The sequence below is a fragment of the Shewanella sp. TB7-MNA-CIBAN-0143 genome, assembly GCF_040310065.1.
GTDB lineage: Bacteria > Pseudomonadota > Gammaproteobacteria > Enterobacterales > Shewanellaceae > Shewanella.
Window position 1 is genome coordinate 31371 of the sequence record NZ_JBEOPL010000002.1, and the last position, 23440, is coordinate 54810.

Annotated in this window: 11 protein-coding genes; 7 read left to right on the forward strand and 4 right to left on the reverse strand. The window is 41.2% G+C overall.

Annotated features, from left to right (window positions below; translation table 11 throughout):
- Window positions 1–9: 9 nt before the first annotated feature.
- The gene (focA, locus tag AAEY97_RS01595; RefSeq protein WP_350996047.1) at window positions 10–1671 is read right to left on the reverse strand and encodes a formate transporter FocA; all 1662 of its coding nucleotides are present in this window, start codon (window positions 1669–1671) and stop codon (window positions 10–12) included.
- 1510 nt (window positions 1672–3181) lie between these two features.
- Between focA and AAEY97_RS01600 the strand changes: the two genes are divergently transcribed.
- The 4 genes from AAEY97_RS01600 to pflA all read left to right on the forward strand — a co-directional run bounded on the left by AAEY97_RS01600 (window position 3182) and on the right by pflA (window position 11794).
- Window positions 3182–6055, forward strand: a complete 2874-nt coding sequence (locus AAEY97_RS01600; protein ID WP_101088049.1) for a TonB-dependent receptor domain-containing protein — start codon at window positions 3182–3184, stop codon at window positions 6053–6055.
- Window positions 6056–6756: 701 nt separating this feature from the next.
- Complete coding sequence (locus AAEY97_RS01605) at window positions 6757–8289, forward strand: DUF3360 family protein (protein WP_101088047.1); 1533 nt, start codon at window positions 6757–6759, stop codon at window positions 8287–8289.
- 406 nt (window positions 8290–8695) lie between these two features.
- Window positions 8696–10978, forward strand: coding sequence for a formate C-acetyltransferase (gene pflB, locus AAEY97_RS01610; protein WP_350996051.1), 2283 nt, complete (start codon window positions 8696–8698; stop codon window positions 10976–10978).
- Between the two features lie 78 nt (window positions 10979–11056).
- Window positions 11057–11794 (forward strand): pyruvate formate lyase 1-activating protein, encoded by a 738-nt coding sequence (gene pflA, locus AAEY97_RS01615; RefSeq protein WP_101088044.1) that lies wholly within the window; start codon window positions 11057–11059, stop codon window positions 11792–11794.
- Window positions 11795–11847: 53 nt separating this feature from the next.
- Here pflA and yfbV read toward each other — a convergent pair whose 3' ends face one another.
- Window positions 11848–12285: a terminus macrodomain insulation protein YfbV gene (gene yfbV, locus AAEY97_RS01620; RefSeq protein ID WP_502959424.1), complete on the reverse strand. Its 438-nt coding sequence runs from the start codon at window positions 12283–12285 to the stop codon at window positions 11848–11850.
- 229 nt (window positions 12286–12514) lie between these two features.
- Here yfbV and ackA point away from each other — a divergent pair, with 229 nt between their 5' ends.
- Window positions 12515–13717 (forward strand): acetate kinase, encoded by a 1203-nt coding sequence (gene ackA, locus AAEY97_RS01625; RefSeq protein WP_101088040.1) that lies wholly within the window; start codon window positions 12515–12517, stop codon window positions 13715–13717.
- 62 nt (window positions 13718–13779) lie between these two features.
- Window positions 13780–15930 (forward strand): phosphate acetyltransferase, encoded by a 2151-nt coding sequence (pta, locus tag AAEY97_RS01630; protein WP_101088038.1) that lies wholly within the window; start codon window positions 13780–13782, stop codon window positions 15928–15930.
- Window positions 15931–16234: 304 nt separating this feature from the next.
- Here pta and topA read toward each other — a convergent pair whose 3' ends face one another.
- Complete coding sequence (gene topA, locus AAEY97_RS01635; protein WP_350996058.1) at window positions 16235–18874, reverse strand: type I DNA topoisomerase; 2640 nt, start codon at window positions 18872–18874, stop codon at window positions 16235–16237.
- A gap of 391 nt (window positions 18875–19265) precedes the next feature.
- On the opposite strand from topA, the gene astB reads away from it, so the two are divergent.
- Window positions 19266–20600, forward strand: a complete 1335-nt coding sequence (gene astB / locus AAEY97_RS01640; RefSeq protein WP_162022778.1) for an N-succinylarginine dihydrolase — start codon at window positions 19266–19268, stop codon at window positions 20598–20600.
- A 147-nt stretch (window positions 20601–20747) separates the two neighbouring features.
- Here astB and AAEY97_RS01645 read toward each other — a convergent pair whose 3' ends face one another.
- Entirely contained in the window at window positions 20748–23246 is a 2499-nt protein-coding gene (locus tag AAEY97_RS01645; protein ID WP_350996062.1) for a hypothetical protein, read from the reverse strand.
- Window positions 23247–23440: the final 194 nt, after the last annotated feature.

Consider the following 23440-nt stretch of genomic DNA (forward strand, 5'->3'; position numbering starts at 1 on the left):
TTGAGTTGACTATCCCATCACCGAACAAATTTTAGTAGCTATCTGTTCTCGAGTAATAACTCCAAGCAATATTCCCTCATTTACAACAGGAAAACTACTCGGTTTATTCGCAGAAGCATGTCTTAAACGTTCTTCATAACTCATAAAGCGGCTACCGGTATACATTCCGCTAGCGGTAACAGGAAACAACTTCTCTCTGTCGACAACCATTAACTCAACAAGATCGGCAATTTTATCGTTGCCAGATACGGTCATCACTTGCGTCTGCATTAAATCAGCAACATGACTGTTAATGTGTTTGTTATATTCTTCTGACCATAAGCATCTTAATAAATCTTGTTGAGATACAAATCCTAATAAGCGATTTTGTTTGTCGACAACTGGTGCTCCTCGTTCTTGCGCAGCAGTGAGTTGCATCAGTCCTTCATGAATAGAGAGTTCTGGTGATAATGTAAAAGGTGTCGCTTGCATTAATTCACTGACAGTAAGATTAATAATTGATTTAGGCATAGCAGTTCTCCCATTCGTTTTTAGCGAAGGTGTAAGGTTAGATTCATGGTGGATTTGGGTTAATACTGAATGTGATTTGGAAAAATCTGTGGTCGATTGACTGACCATTGGTCGACTTGATATTGGTACGTTAGGTATTGGCTTATCTGAATTAGGCTGGTTAGAAGCAGACATATTTGACATAGCCTGGTTTGACATATGCGCGTCAATCGCCGGAATACATTCAGCTAATGCCAACGTGGCTAATGCCATAGGCGCTGTATGATTAGCATTAGAGTGCTTTAATCGTTCGATCATTAAATAAGCAAGACCGACAAATAACGCACCGCCGACGATGTTGCCTAACGTGACAGGAATAAGATTATTAAACAGAAAATGCATTATTGTGATATCAGCAAACTGGCTTGCGGGTACACCAATAGCGTTAAAGAAATCCACCGATGCAAATTGCTGCAACATGATCCCCAGCGGCACCATAAACAAGTTAGCGATACTGTGTTCAAAACCACTGCTGACAAACATGGCAACGGGTAGCATCAGTAAGAAGGCTTTGGTTAGTACGTCTTTACTGGAAAACGTCATCCAGACACCTAGGCACACCAAAACATTACATAATATGCCCAAAATAAATGCTTGGCTCCAATCATGATGTATTTTGTGTTGCGCAATATTTAATGCATTCAAGCCCCATTGACCATCATTGAGCAGGTGCATTTTAGCCCCTAAAATCAACAACAACATCAACATAGCGCCAATGAAATTGCCAACATAGACCCGAGTCCAACACATCAATAAATCTCTAGTAGTAACCCGTTTTTGAGCCCATGCAACACTGCTTAAGACTGTGCTGGTAAAAAGTTCTCCCCCACAAATAACCACTAGAATTAACCCTAAGCTAAACGCTAAACCACCAATAAAGCGCACTTGCCCCCAAGGACCAATTGTTCCAGTCGTTACCGTAATATAAAAAACAAAAGCCAACGCAATAAAAGCACCGGCAAAAATAGCTAAACCGAATGACTCAAGGTGCGACTTAATGACTTTAGATTGCCCGTATTGTTCAGCTTGCTGGCACATGTTGATAACTGCACTATTCGCAGCGTCTTGTGTGTAAGCACTCTGTATCGGCACTGTTGAAGTTTTTGTTGTTAAAGCAGTCATAAACTACATTCCAAATAAACTAATGGTTATTCTTTGGCTGCAGCATAAATATTGTAGGAACAGTGAGACATGTATTATCACTCTACTATTCATGGCGGCCTTCTTGTCGAAACATAAGACTACCTTTGAAATAATCAGAATAAAATCTGATAATAATGATGGCAACCATCAATAATATTGATTCACAATTCGTAATACCAACATCTGAAAAAATAGAATGATACCGATGGTAAAGTTGATGGAAGAGTTGATGGAAGAGTTGATGGATTGATCACTGATACTGGTATTGGTATTTTTATTGGTACTGATACTGATATTGATGTGAATGTAGATGTCAGCACTGATGTGCAGTAACGGTTATTCGTAGTTATCTCGCGATGCAATGTAAACCATTATGTTTGCGGCTGTTGAGTCTGTTAAATCAGTATCGTGTCAGCTTTTATACACTTAATCCGCAGTTACCCCAAAGTAATGTCGCAGGTTCATCGTTGTAATCATAGACCTAACTATTATTGACTGAGCTAAAACGGTAACCCGTGCAAAGTCTATCTATACTGCTCACCGTTAATGAAGAGAAAGATATCATAATGGGTATTTACTCTGTTTCCGCTATTACGATAGATAATCATATGCCTACATTTGCCAATAAAAAACGGCAGTAGCCATAATTTATGTTGCAGCGTTCTATCTACATGAGGCTTTATCATCGATGTTATTTGCTGATTTATTTTGTGATTATAAAAACCTACGGTAGTGAATCAGGATTTTATTAGCCATTACAAATGATGGATAGTGTTCAATATTAATGGTGCTTATGGATAGTACTTATGAATAGCGCTTATTGATAAAGTATCTGCAATGTTTCTTACTAGTCTTTTTTGTTTATAAAAAACTCATCTATGACAATCATCTATGACAATCAACTATGACAATCAACTATGACAATCAACATCATGCTAAACATAATAACGAAGCGCATAAAAAATCACTTAAAAATCATTAATATTCAAATAATGAATAATAATCTATTATCAACGAAGGTCAAAACCTAGATTTTTTTACGTAAAAACCACATTAATTAAACTCATGAAAAAAAATTATAATATGTTAAATCGGTAATTTACCTAAAAAAAACGCTAGGTTATAATTTTTCATATAAAAATTAAAAATAATTTATGAACATTTTTTTAACAAATTAAATTTCGACAGCCACAAGCAATACAACAAAGCAATAAATTAAAAACCATTTGTTAACAACATAAGTCACTTAAAACAACACTGTAATCTTGATACTTACATTATTACAACTTATTGGCGCTTATGATATCGAATCGTTAATCAAAATGAGTTTAATTGTATATACCCAGCTAATTACCAACCTGATGGCCTGATATTGTTTTTTTATTTAGGTGTGCTTATATCGATAGCTGTGTAACTTTGTTTCATTTTTATATTAAAAATGATCTGAATGATTACACCATAATAAAAAAACATTTTAGGGAGTTAAAATATGCAAGTTAATTCGCATTTAGCCAAAGCTATTCGCTTTGCGCTAATCAGTGGTGTCGCTGTTTCTGCAGCAACCACATTCAATACCTTTGCAGCAGAAGATCAAGCTAATCCAGCATCAACTGTTGAAAGAATATCGGTAACAGGCTCACGTATTATTCGTGAAGGTGCTGTTGCACCAACGCCGGTTACAGTAATTACTGGCGACGAGTTATTATCAACTGGTGTAACAAATATTGGTGAAGCGCTAAACCAATTACCTGCACTAGGTAACACCTACTCACTTGCCAACTCAGGCCGCTTTATTGGTACTTCGGGTCTTAACTTGCTCGATTTAAGAAGCATGGGTACCGCCAGAACACTCGTGTTAGTGGACGGTAAACGCCATGTATCAAGTTCTGCAGGTACTTCTTCAGTCGACGTCAATACCATTCCAAGTGTATGGATCGATAGAGTAGAAGTGATTACCGGCGGTGCATCTGCAATTTACGGTGCTGATGCGGTAACCGGTGTTGTAAACTTCATTTTAAAGAAAGATATTAATGGCTTAGATGTATCAGCAACCAAAGGTTGGGCTGACGATAGTGGCCACAATAAAGACCGTTTCTCATTATCTTATGGTTCTGATTTTGCCCAAGGTGATGGTAATGTTGCCTTTGCGGTTGAATACAGCGCTCAAGAGCAATTAAGAGCATTTGATCGCGATCAGACTTCAACTGCTTTTTCGAGCCTAGCAAATAAAAACCGCACTGAAGATAACAATGACCCATCAGATCCAGACAAAATATGGACTCCTAACGCCGGTCACTACACGATTAGTAATGCCGGTACCTTCAATTTAGATGGTTGGAAAAGCTTTAATCCTGATGGCTCATTAAGCGATGTTTATAGCGGTCAAAATGTTGATGGTATTCGTTGTGCAAATTGTGATGTCACTAACTTAAACCAGTTTGTCGAATTACAACCAGAATTCGAACGTTACAATATTAACTTTAAAGCAAACTACCAGCTTAACGATAATCATAACGTTTATTTTGAAGCTAAATACGTTAACAGCCAATCAACAGATGAAGGCCAACCGGCATTTTTCTTTGGTAACCCGGTCAACGATATCAAAATTGATAACGCTTTTATCAATCCTGAACTGGTTGCTTTAATGAAAGCAAACAAGGATAGCGACGGTAATTCAGCGCCATTAGATACACTTAATATTCGTCGTTTTATGACGGACTTGGGTGCGCGCATTGAAGATGATACTCGCGAAACTCAACGTTATGTTATCGGTCTTGAAGGTATAGTATTCCAAGATTGGGATTACGATGCCTATGCTATTTATGGTCAAACTGATTTAGAGCGCGTTAATAAAAATAACTTAATCTATGACAATTACACCAACGCCCTTGATTCTGTATTAGAAAACGGGATTGCAGTATGTCGTGATCAGTCAGCTAGAGATGCAGGCTGTGTGCCAGTCAACATTTTTGGTTTTGGCGCGCCAAGTCAAGATGCTATTAACTATATTAATACCGCTTCAACTGGTACATCGATTATTAAGCAAACCGTATTAGGTGGCTCACTAACTAACTCTAGTTTATTTGAATTACCTGCCGGTTATGCAGGCTTCTCTACTGGTGTTGAATACCGTAAAGAAGAAAGTGAGATATTTGAACCTTCAAATGCAGCAGGTACTTTCTTCAATGCATTGGGCGAAGATAAAGGCGATTTTGATGTAAGCGAAATTTTTGCTGAAATCACGCTTCCTTTGCTAGCCGATTTACCAATGGTACGTCAGCTAGACTTAGATCTTGCAATACGTTTTGCTGATTACAGCACCATTGGTAATGCAACAACATGGAAAACGGGCTTAAGCTGGGAAGTTGATGATCAGATCCGCGTTCGTACTACATACTCAGAAGCTATTCGTGCACCTAACATCAGTGAGCTTTATGGTGCTGCAAGCCAAACATTCTTCTCTGTAGATGACTCTTGTCGTGCTAAAAACTTAAATGATCTAGCTGATCCAACTCAACGCCAGGCTAACTGTGCGGCGCTAGGGATCCCTGCTGGTTTTGACGCTGACTACGACGATAAAACCCTTGAAGGATTAAGTGGTGGTAATCGCGAGCTAAAAGCAGAAGAATCGAAAAGTTTCACGTTAGGAATTGTTTATCAACCTGATTTTATTGATGGATTATCGATCACTACCGATTATTGGAATATCGAGATCGAGAATGCAATCAGTGCTGTTGGTGCTCAAGATATTATCGACCGTTGTGTTGATTCTCCATCTGGTGTGAATAACGAATACTGTAGTTTGATTACTCGTGATTCAACTAGCCACGAAATTACTCAAATTAGACAGTTCTCGTTAAACATTGCATCTCTTGAAGCTGCTGGTATCGACTTTGATATTGGTTATAACTTTGAAGCCTTTAGTGGTGATGTACGCACTAACCTTATTGCGACTCGTCTATTAAAACGTAAAGACTTTTCATTCCAGGATGAACCAGATACGTTTGAAGAACTTGCAGGCACGGCAGGCTATGCTGAATGGCAAGCAAACTGGAGCCTAAGTTACTCAATCGATAGCTGGGATGTTAGCTGGAGAACGCGCTATGTTGAGGGTGTAAGCCTTTATACTGATAAGGAATTAGCCCTAAACGCGAATCCTAATAGCAACATGGAATTTGACGATTACTTTATCAACGACATGGCAGTTGCATACAACTTCGATTCAGGTATTCGTTTGAAGTTTGGTATCGATAACGTGTTTAACCGTGAACTACCATACGGTTATACAGGTACTGATACTACAAGCTCAGCTTATGACAACGTAGGTCGCTTCTTCCATACTACAGCCTCTTATAAGTTCTAAACTATTCGTTATAAGCGATAGGTTTATTGATAAAACGGCATCTTCGGATGCCGTTTTTTTATCCATTCATGTTTATCAATTTCATGCTTCTCAAATACTGACATTATCAACCACCAAAGCCAATCTTACTTTCCTTCACCCATAATAAGCATTTATACATTAACGACTGCCATAATGACTAAAACTTCAGCCAGCACTCGACCAATTTATTTTGTAACCACCATGGTAGCTACTGCAGCGGTCATTTCTCTATAATTCTTAATAATCCCGTCGACAAGTCTTAAATATAATTGAATAATAATTATACCCAGTATCAATTATATTGATGTGACACAATATTCTGAAATGAGTATTGCTTACGAGGTGAGTTATTAGGCAAATTTACTGATCTAATTTTGCTGTTAACTTGTTATCCAGCTCTCACTTCTAGTAAACAAAACATCAACTTTCTTGATACCAAGTGATGCAATCTCAACGCTATGCTAAAATCCACAAGGTAAATTGGTCTTACCAAAAAAGATCGTAATAAGGACATCACTGTAATGCTTCCCTAATAAAGGCATCGCAGCTGAGCAAAGTGATAAGAGCCATTGCGGCTCACCGGCAAGCTGCTCTTACGGACATAGCCATCACTTCAAAGGAACACACTCAAACTTCATCATTTGATGGATTAACCTGTTCTTTTCGGAGAATGAGAAATTATGTCAGACACAGTCAGCAATTCAGATACACAAGCTCAAGAAGCAAGCTACAGCGAGCTTCACCGTCCTGCTAGCGAGTTTGACACTCGCGATGCCTATCTAGAAAATGAACTCAAGATAATGAAGCCCAAACGTTGGGGACTCAACCTTCCTGGACGTGATTTTCGTTTTGAATGGGAAGACTTAGTCCCAGCCATCGCAGGAACCATTGGTATTACTGTGATGTATTCTGCAGTAATGGCAGCTTGGGCTGCAGGTTTAAGTGAAAAATGGGATCACGTCAATCTTGGGGCAGAATTTGCTATCCAGATTGTCCGTGTAGAAATGCTCATCCCAGCTTTACTCTTCTGTATTATTAGCTCTGGTTTTATTAATCCAAGAGCAAACCTTGGCGGCAACCATGGACCAATGATCCCGTTAATTGGTACCATCGCGCTCGCTGGTGCTCATCCATTAGCGTTAGCAATCCTCATTGGTATATTTGGCTTGATTTTAAGTTATTTCAAAGGCGGATCGAAACTGGTTAACCTCACCAGTAGCGGTGTGGCCGGCGGTTTATTGGTGTTCTTAGGATTTATGGGAGCTAAAAGTCAGATAGGTTCGTTATTTGACTGGGCAGGAGGACTGCAAGCCAAGCACAGTCTTGACTATTCACTCGGTTATGTTGCATTTACCATCTTGTTAATCAATGTCATTATTTATGCAGCATTAGCCAAATACGGTAAACGCTGGTTAGCGATTCCATTGTGTTCTATTGCAGCAGTTGCTCTGGCATTTGGCCTAGGCGCAGGCTTAGATTTACAATTTACTACCGCTCCAGGCATCCCAAATCTCAATCCAGTTTATTGGTGGGGTTCAACTGAACATGGTTGGCAGTTAGGCTTACCAAATGCAGCTCATTTTATTGCATCATTACCATTCGCAATTCTGGCTGTTGCCATGTGGTCACCAGACTTTCTTGGTCATCGTATTTTCCAAGAATTAAATTATCCAAAAGGCGCTGAAAAAGTACTGATGGATGTTGATGACACGATGACAACTTGCTCAGTAAGACAGATCGTTGGTACTGCAGTCGGTGGCGGTAATATTACCTCATCGTGGGGAACTTACATGATCCCAGCGGCTATTGCCAAACGCCCTATTCCAGCTGGCGCTATCCTACTCGGTAGCTTGTGTATTATTGTGGCTATCATTGGTTATCCTATGGATATCACGGTGTGGCGCCCTGTTATGTCGATTGCGCTTTTAGTTGGCGTATTCCTGCCGTTATTAGAGGCAGGTTTACAGATGGTTAAAGACACGACGAGTAGCCAAGCCGCAGGTATCTGTATTTTCGCTGCATTTGTTGCCAACCCAGTATTAGCTTGGGCGTTAACCATGTTACTTGATAATAATGGCTTAATTGGTGATAAAGAGCGTCCTAAAACCTTGTCATTTGCAGACCGTATCGTTATCCCAAGCCTAGCCTTTGTGATTTGTTTGGCGGCGATGTTAGCAGTAGGCATGATCGAAGGGATTCCAGCGTTGCTATAATCTAGTCATGTTCGGTAATACCATCAATATAAAAGCGAGATCGGCAATGGTTTCGCTTTTTATTTGCCAAAAATTGCCGCGGGCTACTCCAAGTTATAAACAGATATGTTAGCCAGTTAACACTTTTGATAATCCGTTAGCGAAAGCTGCCGATATCGTCATTATGCTGTGCTATTATTAACCCATGGATAATTGGTCTTACCAATTAGTTCATTAACAGAAACAATATCGATTAGCGTCATTACACAAGCCAGGCGGAACATTTCTGCCATCAATGTCGCAGAAGATGTAAACGGCTCAGTCTAGCGAATCTACCTAGACGACAGAATGTAAACACTCAACGGATACCAACACTTTGTGTTAATTGTGATGACATCCGTAGAAAATCAACCAGAGGGTTAAGTAAATGACAGATAAAACCGAACTATTTGCCAACGCGTGGGAAGGTTTCGTAGCTGGCGATTGGAAAACTGAAGTTAACGTACGTGAGTTTATCCAACAAAATTACACACCATATGAGGGTGATGAATCATTCTTAGCAGGTGCAACAGATGCAACATTAACTTTGTGGGACAAAGTAATGGAAGGCATCAAGCAAGAGAACCAAACTCATGCTCCAGTCGATTTCGACACTGAAATGGTTTCAACCATTACCTCTCATGATGCTGGCTATATCAATAAAGACCTTGAAACTATCGTTGGTTTACAAACTGAAGCGCCATTAAAACGTGCCATGCTGCCCAACGGTGGTATTCGTATGGTTGAAGGTTCATGTAAAGCTTATGGCCGTGAACTTAACAGCGATGTGAATTACGTTTACTCTGAGTTACGCAAAACCCATAACCAAGGCGTGTTTGATGTTTATACCCCAGAAATTATGGCTTGCCGTAAATCAGGTATATTAACAGGTTTACCTGATGCCTATGGTCGTGGTCGTATTATTGGTGACTACCGCCGTATTGCTTTGTACGGTATCGATTACCTAATGAAAGATAAGTTTGCCCAATTCAGCTCACTGCAAGCGCAGTTTGAAGCTGGTGAAGACTTATCAAGTGTGATCCAATTACGTGAAGAGATTTCTGAGCAACATCGTGCTTTAGGCCAAATGAAAGTGATGGCAGCTAAATACGGTTGTGATATTTCTGTACCCGCCAAAAATGCTAAAGAAGCCATTCAATGGACTTACTTTGGTTACCTTGCTGCAGTAAAAAGCCAAAATGGCGCAGCAATGTCACTGGGTCGTACCTCAACGTTCATTGATGCTTATATTGAACGTGACATTAAAAATGGTGTTCTTACTGAACAGCAAGCACAAGAAATGGTTGACCATTTCGTGATGAAACTACGTATGGTTCGTTTCCTGCGTACACCTGAATACGATGAACTATTCTCAGGCGATCCAATCTGGGCAACTGAATCTATCGCAGGTATGGGTCTTGATGGTCGCACATTGGTGACTAAATCAAGCTTCCGTTTCTTGCATACCTTGTACAACATGGGCCCAAGCCCAGAGCCAAACATTACCGTGTTATGGTCTACAAGATTGCCACAAGGTTTTAAAAGTTACTGTGCCAAAGTATCAATTGACACTAGCTCAATTCAATACGAAAACGATGACTTAATGCGCCCAGACTTTGAGTCAGACGATTACGCCATTGCTTGTTGTGTTAGCCCAATGATTTTGGGTAAGCATATGCAGTTCTTCGGTGCTCGCGCTAACTTAGCCAAAACCATGTTATATGCCATTAACGGTGGTGTTGACGAAAAGCTTAAAACCCAAATTGCACCAAAAGCGGACCCAATCACTGCTGATGTACTTGAGTTTGATGATGTTATGTCACGTCTTGATGGCTTAATGGACTGGCTTGCAACGCAGTATGTGTCTGCGCTTAACGCGATTCACTTTATGCATGACAAATACTCTTACGAGTCTGCGTTAATGGCATTACATGACCGCGATGTGCGCCGTACAATGGCGTGTGGTATTGCAGGTTTGTCAATTGCTGCCGATTCATTGTCAGCGATTAAGTTTGCTCAAGTTAAGCCTATTCGCGATGAAAATGGTATTGCGGTTGATTTTGACATTCAAGGTGACTATCCAAAATTTGGTAACAATGATGCTCGTGTCGATGACATTGCTTGCGATTTAGTTGAACGTTTTATGGCGAAAATTCGCACTAAAAAAATGTATCGTAATGCCATTCCAACACAATCAATCTTAACCATCACTTCAAACGTGGTTTATGGTAAGAAAACCGGTAACACTCCTGACGGTCGTCGTTCAGGCGCTCCGTTTGCGCCTGGTGCTAACCCAATGCATGGTCGTGATGAAAATGGTGCAATTGCTTCATTAACATCAGTGGCTAAACTGCCTTTTGCCCACGCACAAGATGGTGTTTCTTATACTTTCTCTATCGTGCCAAATGCATTAGGTAAAGATGATACGGGTCGTCGTACTAACTTAGCGTCATTGATGGATGGCTACTTCCTAAGCAAGCCTAACCGTGAAGGTGGTCAACACTTAAACGTTAACGTGATGAACCGTGAAATGTTAGAAGATGCGATTGTTAATCCGGATAAATATCCACAATTAACTATTCGTGTATCGGGTTATGCCGTTCGCTTTAATGCGCTCACCCCTGAGCAGCAGCAAGACGTGATTACTCGTACATTTACTAAAAGTATGTAGTCTCTGCTAAAATTGGCTGTATCGATGTGTAACATCTTATCGATACAGCCTTTTTTATACCCATTTTAAGGAACAACAATGACGTTAGGTCGCATACATTCAGTGGAATCATTCGGAACCGTTGACGGTCCAGGAATTCGCTACATCGCTTTTATGCAAGGTTGCCTTATGCGCTGCCAATATTGTCATAATCGTGATACATGGGATCTAGATGGCGGCAAGGAAGTTTCTGTTGATGAAATAATGAGCCAAGTCATTTCATATCAACCCTTTTTAGACGCCAGCGGTGGTGGCATTACAGCCAGTGGTGGTGAAGCAATTTTACAAGCTCAATTTGTCAGCGAACTGTTTAAAGCCTGCAAAAGTCAGGGTATACACACTTGCTTAGACACCAACGGCTTTGTGCGTAAATACGAACCCGTAATAGATGAGTTGCTCGACAATACCGACTTAGTGTTACTGGATATAAAACAAATGGACGATGCCAAACACATCGAACTGACTAAAGTCAGTAACCATCGAACACTACAGTTTGCGCAATATCTTACCAAACGAAATATTAAAACCTGGATCCGTTATGTGGTTGTCGCTGGATTTACTGAAGATGTCGAATCAGCCATCGCATTAGCTGAGTTCATTAAACCGATGAGCAATGTTGAAAAAGTTGAATTATTGCCTTATCACCCGCTAGGGGAACATAAATGGCAAGCTTTTGGCGAAACGTATACTTTGGCAGATATTTCACCGCCAAGTACAGAAATCATGCAGAGAATTCAGCAGGTGTTTGTTGACCGAGGTATTAACGCTACATTTTAGTCACAATAACAATAAACAGATGTAAATTAGCACCGGCTTATACATAAGATGAATTATAATTCGTCCCAGTAACTTTGATCTAAACGTTCAAAAGCCAGTTTCAAAATGGTGGCCATATCAGAATAACAGGCTTTTGCGCCTAAAGGTTGGCAATAGATACCCATCTCAGTCAATGCTGAGCTGAGTTGGTTGCCCCAATCAAATAATGATAACGGTAACGGATGGCTCGCTCGCCAACCTAACCATAATAAGCCTTGTAGTGGCAAGCTGATAAAAAAGAGCAACATCGTTAATGCTTGCGGTAAATAATCCCAGCCAAATATATACAGCTGGCTAGCCGCAACGATTAATGCCAACACAGGCATTGCAATAATCGCTAATTGAGTCGCTTTGACGACACGGTACTCAGGGAAATAAAACCCAAGTTGCCTAACCATTGGCCAGGTCTTCATATAACGTTGACCATCGCCAAGTAATTTAACCAAATTCATGTTCAATATACGGCTACCTTTACAGCTTAGGACATGAGTATAACGATAACATAATACAGTGTCATGCCCAAAATGCACTGGAGAATTTATGCCTATACTGATTTAAATTTCAGTCGTAAATCACGGTAAGAACACCGAAGTGTGGCGTTTATGAATGAATAATCATAAACCTTAATCAAAATGGAATTTTACTATTTTATTTAGTTTCATTGACTTAAAAGGCGTTAACATGTCAGACAAATTAGTACTCGTGCTCAACTGCGGTAGCTCATCATTAAAATTTGCCATCATTGATGCTCAATCAGGCGATGATAAAGTTTCTGGATTAGCTGAATGTTTTGGTTTAGAAGATTCACGCATTAAGTGGAAATCTGATGGCAGCAAGAATGAAGCCAAATTAGGTGCCTTTACTGCGCATCGCGAAGCGGTAGAATTCATCGTTAATAACATTTTAGCAGACCATCCAGAACTTGCGGCACAAATTAAAGCCGTTGGTCATCGTATCGTCCATGGTGGTGAAAAGTTTACTCGCTCGGTTATTGTTACACCGGATGTCATTCAGGGTATTGAAGATTGTGCGTCATTAGCGCCTCTACATAATCCTGCGCATTTAATTGGTATTCGTGCCGCGCTCGCTTCATTCCCAGATTTGCCACAAGTTGCAGTATTTGACACCGCATTTCATCAAACCATGCCCGAAAAGGCATATATTTATGCCCTACCCTACAAATTGTATCGTGAACATAGTATTCGCCGTTATGGCATGCATGGTACTAGCAACATCTATATTTGTCGTGAAGCAGCCAAAGTATTAGGCAAAGAGACTAAAGACACCAATATTATTTGTGCACATTTAGGTAATGGTGCATCGGTAACGGCCATTAAAGGTGGCAAAAGTGTCGACACGTCAATGGGCTTAACTCCGCTTGAAGGTTTAGTTATGGGTACACGTTGCGGCGATTTAGACCCATCAATTATTTTCCATTTAGTTAAACAACTTGGCTATACCCTTGATGAAGTCAATAACCTACTGAATAAGCAAAGTGGTTTATTGGGTATTTCAGAACTTACCAACGATTGTCGTGGGATTGAAGAAGGTTATCAAGACGGTCACAAAGGTGCCACACTAGCCTTAGATATCTTCTGCTATCGTTTAGCCAAATATATCGCCTCTTACACTGTGCCATTAGGGCGTTTAGACGCCATTATATTTACTGGCGGTATTGGCGAAAACTCAGACCTTATTCGCGAGAAAGTCCTTAATTTATTGGCAATATTTAACTTCAAAGTCGATGATAATTTGAATAAAGCGGCTCGTTTTGGCCAGCAAGGCATCATTACCCAAGTAGGTAGCCCTATTGCTATGGTCATACCAACAAATGAAGAGTGGGTTATTGCCGAAGATGCTATTAAGCTGATCACAGCTAAATAAGCAGCTTATTCGGTCTTATATTCGGTTAATTAACATGAACAATACGCACACAAGAGGTCGTCATGTCTCGTAATATTATGCTTATTCCAATCGGTATTGGAGTGGGATTAACATCACTAAGCTTAGGTATGGTTCGTGCACTTGAACGCAAAGGCGTTAAAGTGCAATTTTTTAAACCTATTGCGCAAATTCGATCCGGTGATACTGGTCCAGAACGTTCAACCACTATTTTAAGCACGTCTCCAACTGTTAATCCGTTGGAACCTTATTCAATGGTCCATGCTGAAGCGTTAATCCGTTCAGAACAAACTGATGTCCTACTAGAACAGATTATTGCCCGCGCAGCAGAATGCGCCAGTAATACTGAAATCCTAGTGGTTGAAGGCTTAGTACCAACACGTAGCCATCCATTTGCTGATGACATTAACTATGAAATTGCCAAAGCATTAGACGCCGATGTTATTTTCATCGCAACCCCTGGAAACGATACGCCTAATGGATTAATGAATCGATTAGAAATCGCCTTTAACTCTTGGGGTGGACAGAAAAACAAACGTTTAATTGGCGCTATCATCAATAAAATTGGTGCTCCCGTTGACAACGAAGGTCGCACTCGTCCTGATTTATCTGAAGTATTTGATGATAAAAATATGAACGCGGTTGATAGCTCGGGAATGTTCCAACTTCCGGGTAAAAGTCCGCTGCGTATATTAGGCAGTGTGCCATACAATTTAGAGCTAATTGCCCCGCGTGCATCTGATTTAGCTAAGCACTTAAATGCCAAAATCATTAATGCTGGTGAAATGCATACTCGTCGTATGCGCCGTGTAACATTTTGTGCCCGTAGCCTGCCTAACATGGTTACTCACATCAAAACAAATTCATTGTTAGTGACTTCTGGCGATCGCTCCGACGTGATCGTGTCTGCATGTTTAGCAGCCATGAACGGCGTTAAAATTGGCGCGTTGTTGCTTACTGGGGGCTACCCGCCAGAACCAGAAATCATGAAGTTATGTGAACAAGCTTTTGAAACAGGCTTGCCAGTATTTTTAATTGATTCAAATACATGGCAGACCTCGCTCAATATTCAACGTTTTGATCATGAAGTGCCTGTGGATGATGCGGTGCGCGTTGAAAAAGTGCAAGAATACGTGGCCAGCCATATCGACCAAACCTGGATTGAAAGTGTTACCCAGGATTCTCCACGTGAACACCGTCTATCTCCTCCGGCATTCCGTTACAAGTTAACCGAACTAGCCCGTGCAGCCCGTAAAACTATCGTGCTTCCTGAAGGTGAAGAGCCTAGAACCGTTAAAGCTGCATCTATCTGTGCAGAACGTGGTATTGCTCGTTGCGTGTTAATCGGTAACCGCGAAGAGATCTTACGCGTTGCATCGCAACAAGATGTTATTTTAGGTGAAGGCATCGAAATCATTGAGCCAGAAACTGTGCGTGAAAAATACGTTGAGCCTATGCTCGAATTACGTCGCAGCAAAGGATTAACAGAAGTTGTTGCCCGTGAACAACTGGAAGATAACATGGTGCTTGGTACCATGATGCTGGCACAAGATGAAGTTGATGGAATTGTGTCTGGTGCTATTCATACTACGGCACACACTATTCGCCCACCATTGCAGTTGATCAAAACGGCACCGGGTTCTAGCTTAGTGTCATCGATTTTCTTCATGCTGATGCCAGATCAAGTATTAGTGTATGGTGATTGCGCGATTAACCCAGATCCAAGTCCTGAACAGCTAGCCGATATTGCGATTCAGTCAGCTGAATCAGCTAAAGCCTTTGGTATTGAGCCTCGCGTTGCGATGATCAGTTACTCAACGGGGACTTCTGGCACCGGTTCAGATGTGGATAAAGTACGTGAAGCCACACGAATCGCTAAAGAAAAACGTCCGGACTTGATTATCGATGGTCCATTGCAATACGATGCAGCAGTCATGCCTAACGTAGCGCTCTCTAAAGCACCTGACAGCCCTGTCGCAGGTAAAGCAACCGTATTTGTGTTCCCAGATTTAAACACGGGTAACACCACATACAAGGCGGTACAGCGTAGTGCTGATTTAATCAGCATCGGGCCAATGCTTCAAGGTATGCGTAAACCGGTTAACGATTTATCACGCGGCGCATTAGTCGATGATATTGTCTACACCATTGCGTTAACGGCGATTCAAGCAGCACAGAATAGTGAGAAAAAATAACGTCAGGCACTTCAGTGTAATATCGTTGTGAATTTACAATAAATGACCATTAAAAAAGCACTGATATTTATCGGTGCTTTTTTTGTGTCTGATGTCTTAGATTTTTTGTTTGATTGCCTGTTTGCCTGTTTGTCTGTTTGCCTGTTTGCCTGTTTGCCTGTTTGCCTGTTTGCCTGTTTGCAAAAGCATGTCCCTATGCGGTTCATGATACAAAAAATAATTAAGTCATTTATGGCACAAACAAAAACGCTACCCAATTGGGTAGCGTTTATAAAGAGCGTTATGTATCAATCAATACTAAAAATTATTTCTTAGCTTTTTTCTTAGTTGATTCACTAACCCATTTACCGCCGATAAACTTAGAAGACCAACCGGTAGCTTTGCCGTCAACTTCAGTAGCAACATACTGCTCTTTTGTTTTACGACTAAATTTAACCGAGGCTTTATTGCCTTCATCATCTTCGACTGGCGCATCGGCAAGATACGCATATTTAGGCCATAACAAATCGCGATACTGCACTAACTCTTCCACTAACGGCGCACGTGTTTCACGCGATTTAGGGAAAGTACTGGCGGCTAAAAATATACCAGCAGCACCATCGCGAAGCACAAAGTGAGCATCCGATTTAGTACATTTTAATTCAGGTAGGAAGATAGGATCTTCTTTTGGTGGCGCCGCTTCACCGCTTCTCAGCAACTTACGGGTGTTTTTACACTCGCTATTGGTGCAACCAAAATACTTACCAAATCGACCATTTTTAAGTTCCATATTATTGCCGCAACGATCGCACTCAATAATGGGACCTTCATAGCCTTTAATCTTAAATTGTCCGGCTTCAACTTCGTAACCATCACATGACGGGTTATTACCACAAACATGTAATTTACGTGTTTCGTCAATGAGATAACTGTCCATCGCGGTACCACACTTACCACAACGATGTTTAGCACGTAACGCTTCCGTTTCGCCATCTTCATTGTCGCTTACCGCTTCTTCACCTGGGGTTAAGTTAAGCGTGGTCTTACAACGTTCTTTAGGGGGTAACGCATAACCAGAACAACCTAAGAACACCCCTGTTGAACCAGTACGAATACCCATTGGACGGCCACAGGTTGGACACTTAATGTCGTCTGTTAATACCATCTCATTAGGGCGCATACCGCCTTCATCGGGATCTAACTCGGCCAACAATAACTGCTTGGTAAAGTCGCCATAAAAACCGTCTAATACTTTTTTCCAGTCCAGCTTACCTTGAGCAACATCATCTAATGTTTGCTCCATGCTGGCGGTAAAGTCGTAGCTCATTAATTCTTTAAAACTGCCGACTAAGCGTTCGCTGACAATCTCACCCATTTTTTCAGCAAAGAAACGGCGGTTATCAACTTTAACGTAACCACGATCCTGAATGGTTGAAATAATCGTCGCATACGTTGAAGGACGACCAATACCACGCTTCTCAAGCTCTTTAACCAAAGACGCTTCACTGTAACGCGGTGCAGGCTTGGTAAAGTGTTGCTTAGGAGATAAGGTTTCAAGCACTAACTTGTCACCTTTTGCAACGACTGGTAGCGTCTTATCTTCTTCGTTTTTCTTACTCACTTGTGGCTGAACACGAGTCCAACCATCAAAACGTAAGGTACGGCCACTGGCTTTTAATTCGTAATCACCCGCGGTTACCGTTAAACGTGTTGCATCATATTGAGCAGGTGTCATTTGACATGACACAAATTGACGCCAGATAAGCTCATACAAGCGCTGAGCGTCTCTTTCCATATCGGTTAACGAAGCGGACTGCACAGCCACGTTCGACGGTCTAATAGCTTCATGCGCCTCTTGAGCGCCCTCTTTGCTACCATAACGAATAGGTTCTGCCGGTAAATACTTGTCACCGAACTCGGTACCAATCATTTCACGTAAGTTTTCAACCGCTTCTTTACTCAAATTGGTTGAATCGGTACGCATATACGTAATGTGGCCAGCTTCGTACAAACGCTGCGCCATCATCATGGTTTTCTTAACACCAAAACTAAGACGAGTACTGGCAGCTTGCTGCAATGTCGACGTAATATAAGGTGCCGAAGGTTTGCTTGAGGTTGCTTTATCTTCACGCGCAGTGACAACATACTTTGCATCACGCAACGCATCGACAGCGACTTTAGCTTGCGCTTCATTAATCGGTTCAAATGCAGCAGATTGATACTTCATCACCTGCATTTTCAAGCTAGCGGCGGTAGGTGTATTTAACTCAGCATGGATATCCCAAAACTCTTCTGGAACAAACGCTTTAATTTCACTTTCACGCTCTACAACTAAGCGCACTGCTACCGACTGAACACGCCCAGCAGATAAACCACGAGCGACTTTTTTCCATAATAATGGTGATACCATAAAGCCAACAACACGGTCTAAAAAGCGACGAGCTTGCTGGGCATTAACCATATTGGTATCAAGTACCGACGGTTTACTAAACGCATCTTGAATCGCTGTTTTAGTAATTTCGTTGAACACAACTCGCTGATACCGTGAAGGATCACCACCAATAATTTCCTGTAAATGCCAGGCAATGGCTTCCCCTTCACGGTCCAAATCCGTTGCGAGATATATTTGGTCAGCAGTTTCTGCTAACGCTTTTAATTCTTTAACAACTTTTTCTTTACCAGGCAGAATTTGATACTTAGCCGCCCAGTCTTTATCTGGGTTAACACCCATTCGCGCCACAAGCGCTTGTTTGTCTCTGATCAGCTTGTATTTAGCTTTTTCTTCAGGAGATAATTTCTTAACTTCTGCTGCGGTTTTAGTCACAGTTGTACCGTCAGAAGTAGACGAAGTTGGTAAGTCACGAATATGACCTACACTCGACTTCACAATGAAGTCTTTACCAAGATATTTATTAATTGTCTTGGCTTTGGCCGGCGATTCGACAATAACTAGCGATTTACCCATAGTTTTATTTGCGCCAAAAAGTCTCGAAAAAAAGAAAATTGATTCCATATATAGAGGGTTGAGACAATAGTTTCAAGTTAATCCCTCTTTTACATGGCTAGTAAGTCATTTTTTAATCAGAATTGAATCAAAAATAAAAAATGTAAAAAATAATATGCGTTTTTTAAACGTAATTTTTCACTTAATGATACTTGCGAGCACCTTCAGTGCATTTTTAGTCATTTATACACATTTGTACAAATTAACCACACCTTGTTAACCCTTATAGCTTCAGTATACTGGGGTTAAATTAGCGTTAACTGACATGAACAATCACGTTCCTTTTTTATAAGTAACACAAATGAGTGTAACTACAATAATAATTATTCACTAAAATTCTCAAGGATCACGAATGAAGCATTTTGAAGCGAACTTTGATGGCTTGGTTGGACCAACCCATAACTATGCCGGATTATCATTTGGTAATGTGGCCTCATTTAGTAATGCGGCCCAGACATCAAATCCTAAAGCGGCAGCTAAACAAGGTTTGCAAAAAGCCAAGTCATTAGCAGATTTGGGGATGGTGCAAGGGGTATTGGCCCCACAGGAGCGCCCAGACCTATACACATTGCGTCGAATTGGTTTTTCTGGGTCTGACGCTGAGGTTTTACAAAAAGCTGCTCAGCAGGCTCCTGCGCTACTTAATGCTTGTTGCAGTGCATCAAGTATGTGGACAGCTAACGCGGCTACAGTGTCACCCAGTGCAGACACCTGTGACGGTAAAGTTCACTTCACCCCAGCTAATTTAGTTGATAAATTACACCGCAGTATTGAACCTGTCACCACGGGCAATATTTTGCAGGCGACATTTAATAACGACCGCTATTTTAAGCATCATCAACATTTGCCAGAACACGCAAGCTTTGGTGATGAAGGAGCAGCTAATCATACTCGCCTATGTTCTGAATACGGTCATGCTGGCGTTGAATTATTTGTCTATGGTCAAACAGCAACTAACCCTAACGCCCCTAAACCAACAAAATATCCAGCTCGCCAAACATTGGAAGCATCTCAAGCAGTAGCGCGGTTGCACCAACTTGAAGATGAAAGCTGCGTGTTTATGCAGCAAAATCCAGATGTGATTGATCAAGGTGTATTCCACAATGACGTTATTTCAGTGGGTAACAAAAATGTGTTGTTCTACCACGAACAAGCGTTTTTAAATACCGAAGCAAAGTTCGATGAAATTCGCCGTAAAATGAACTCTGACATGCATTTTGTCAAAGTCACCACAGAGCAAGTATCCATTGATAATGCCGTTCGTAGTTACTTATTTAATACCCAAATCATCACCCTACCTTCAGGTGAAATGGCCATTATTGCGCCAACAAATTGCCAGGAAAACCCTGCGGTATTTGCTTACTTAAATGAACTTGTTACCTTAGGCACGCCGATCAAACAAGTGCGCTATTATGATGTTAAGCAAAGTATGCAAAACGGTGGTGGTCCAGCTTGTTTACGTTTACGAGTCGCGATGAACGAACAAGAAGTCGCTGCAGTTAATCAAAACACATTAATGAATGACGGTTTATTTACGCGCTTAAATGCCTGGGTTGATAGACATTATCGTGACCAACTCACGGTAAGCGATCTAGCAGATCCACAATTAATTATTGAATCACGCACCGCGTTAGATGAACTCACACAAATATTAAAGTTAGGCAGCGTGTATCAGTTCCAAAGATAACGTTAACGGGTCGAATAAATAATTGAATAACATACTTTAAAAGCCAACAGCATCCGCTGTTGGCTTTTTGTTTTACATTGCTAAACCGAATCAATAAAAAAGGCGCTAAGTGCGCCTTTTTAACGATTGAAACTGTTACCCAGTCGATTATAGGATTGTTACACCAATGGATACCACTGGAGTAACCAGACCATTTGGCGACTCAACTTCAACGAGGAATACACCAGAGTTTGGTTCATCTTCGCCTTTAATGGTTGTAGTAAACTGACGACCACCATTGTAATTAGTACTTGGCCATGTATATTCGCTTGAACTCACCACCGAGCCCGCTGATGTGGTAAATCTTACGATCGAACCGGCTGGCATTTGTTGGTTATGTAAGTCAGAGATAGTAAATGTTGCAGAAGCAGCACCTTTGCCCACGATGATCATGTCACTAGCACCAGAGTGTGTTCCTGTGCTATCAACAACCACTATATTGGCAGGATTAGTAGCATACGCTGCACTACCAGACATCACTAAGGTTAAGCTTCTGCGGACAAACAATGACTTTGAATCACTTACGCCATCAGCACATGCACTGTGTACAGGGTCTGAACAAAGCACACCATTATATTTACCGTCTTTGACATCAAATGTACCGTTGGAGTTAAAATCGATTAACTCTTCCAATGTGCCACCAGCTTGGCCACCGGTTTGCTGCGGATTAAATAAACCGTCTTCATTGTAGTCGTTATAAGCATCATTTAAATCAAATGGTTGACCAGTGACATCTGTCCCAGTAAGAAACGTATTTGCTTCTGATGCATCAAAGCGACCATTACCATTTAAATCCGGGAAAGACTCTTCACCAATAGCAGTTGCGGTAACCGTTGCACGGCCACCATATTTTTGGTCATAAAAATTGCCATAAACAATATTGGCATTAAGACAAGTGATATCTTCGGAACCATCGCTTAGGTTGTAACATTTTAAGCTAGCTTGAGGGTTTTTCACTTGTACGCCTAACCCATCAAAAAGAACAACACCTTCAGGTCTTGGTAACTGGCTTATCCAAGATACCGAACATGCACCATCTACGGTTTGACATGCATCTTCAATAGAACCACCTTCAGTGGTAAAAGATACCGTTGTGCCATCGGGTACAGGGTTGTTAAACGCATCGGCCATACGAGCGGTAACCTTAACAACAGTACCATCTACATCCCAACCTTCTGCATTAAACAGTTCAGCGGATAAAGAAAAACTGTCTTGATCAGGAATACCCGTAGACACAATTAACTGGCTAGACTGACTCGATACTGCTGGAACTGCACCATTGTCTACCGTTGCAGTCACTCGTAAAGAAGTCGCGACTGTACCTGTGGTTACTACCGTTTGCACAATACCACTATTATCTGTAGTAGCTTGCAGGGGATCAATTTTAACCCCACCTACAGTAGTATTTAGTGCAAATTTAACATTTTGGTTAGCAACCACATTGCCATTTTTATCCAAAACTTTAAATTTAACCACTGATGATTCAGTACCACCAGTACCTAGAATACTTATGTTTTCAGGAATCGCTGATACAAACACAATACTGCCAACATCAGCCTGCAGTATATTGATGGTACCAACTGCAGATAAACTGATGCCACCGGCATTGGCTGTGACATTAATTTGATCTTCACCAACACAGCCCTCGGCACGATACGTTGAGGTTGCGACGCCATTACTTGACGACACAGGCGAGCTAATCACTGCTTGCGCAGGGCTTTTGGTCGCACAAGTAGATGAAAAGTTTACATCCACAGGTTGTGTAAAGGCATTACCTAAATCATCTTGAATAGACACGGTTACCGTTGCCGTTCCACCCGCAGATAAATCAGTAGCACTAATAGCTGCGACACCTTCAACAAATGGTGTACCACTGCCCATCACGACGTTGGTTGCTCCAACAACAACAATAGTTGAACCGGTTTCATTGGTTGATAATGTCGCAGTTGCTTCACCAGCACCTAACGAACTGCCAGCATAAATATCAACGGTAGCTTTACCTTGTGCATTAGTTACTGCAGTTTTAACGGGTAAATCACCAATTGGGCTATCAAATGTAACAATTGAAGACTTTGTAATACCAGTGACTGTCGCAGTTAATTTACCTGGTGATAAAGTGCTAATCGATTGAACAGCGTTACCAGCGGCATCAGTTAACACCAATGACACTTGAGCCCCACCACCTGCAACACCGCCATCACCCGTCATAGTGACAAATAATGATGCACTTTCACCAGACGTGGTAGTCGCGGTTACTGTTGCTCCGGTATTAATCTCAGCCGTGTTGAGTTGGATAGTGGCGACACCGCTTGAATTGGTGACAACTTCACCGGTACTTGGCGCAAATGTACCGTAATCATCATTATTAAGCGTAAATGAAACAAGCGTACTGACAGCGGCACCCGTTGAGTCTTTTACGGTTGCAGTAATAACTGCAGGTTCTGCAACAGAAACTTGAGTGTTGTCGATACTTAACGAAATAGATATGGTTGGGTCTGGTGTAGTCCCACCTCCGGTTCCATCATCGGTTATACTGCCACCGCCGCCACATGCGACGAGAAAAAAAGAACATAAAAGCGCAAAATAAACTTTATATGCTGACCTCATTGTCAGGCTCCCTGTTACATTAAAATAAACTTAAGAATTATTATAGTTACTTATACATTAACAATACGCAAACATCTTATAACTTTAGCATAACTCTACTATTTTATTCGCTATTTATTGGCGAAAACTTTCACTTTTATGCCATTTCCTAAGTTGCCGATACCTGCTAATCTTTAGCGCATTAATAAAGACAT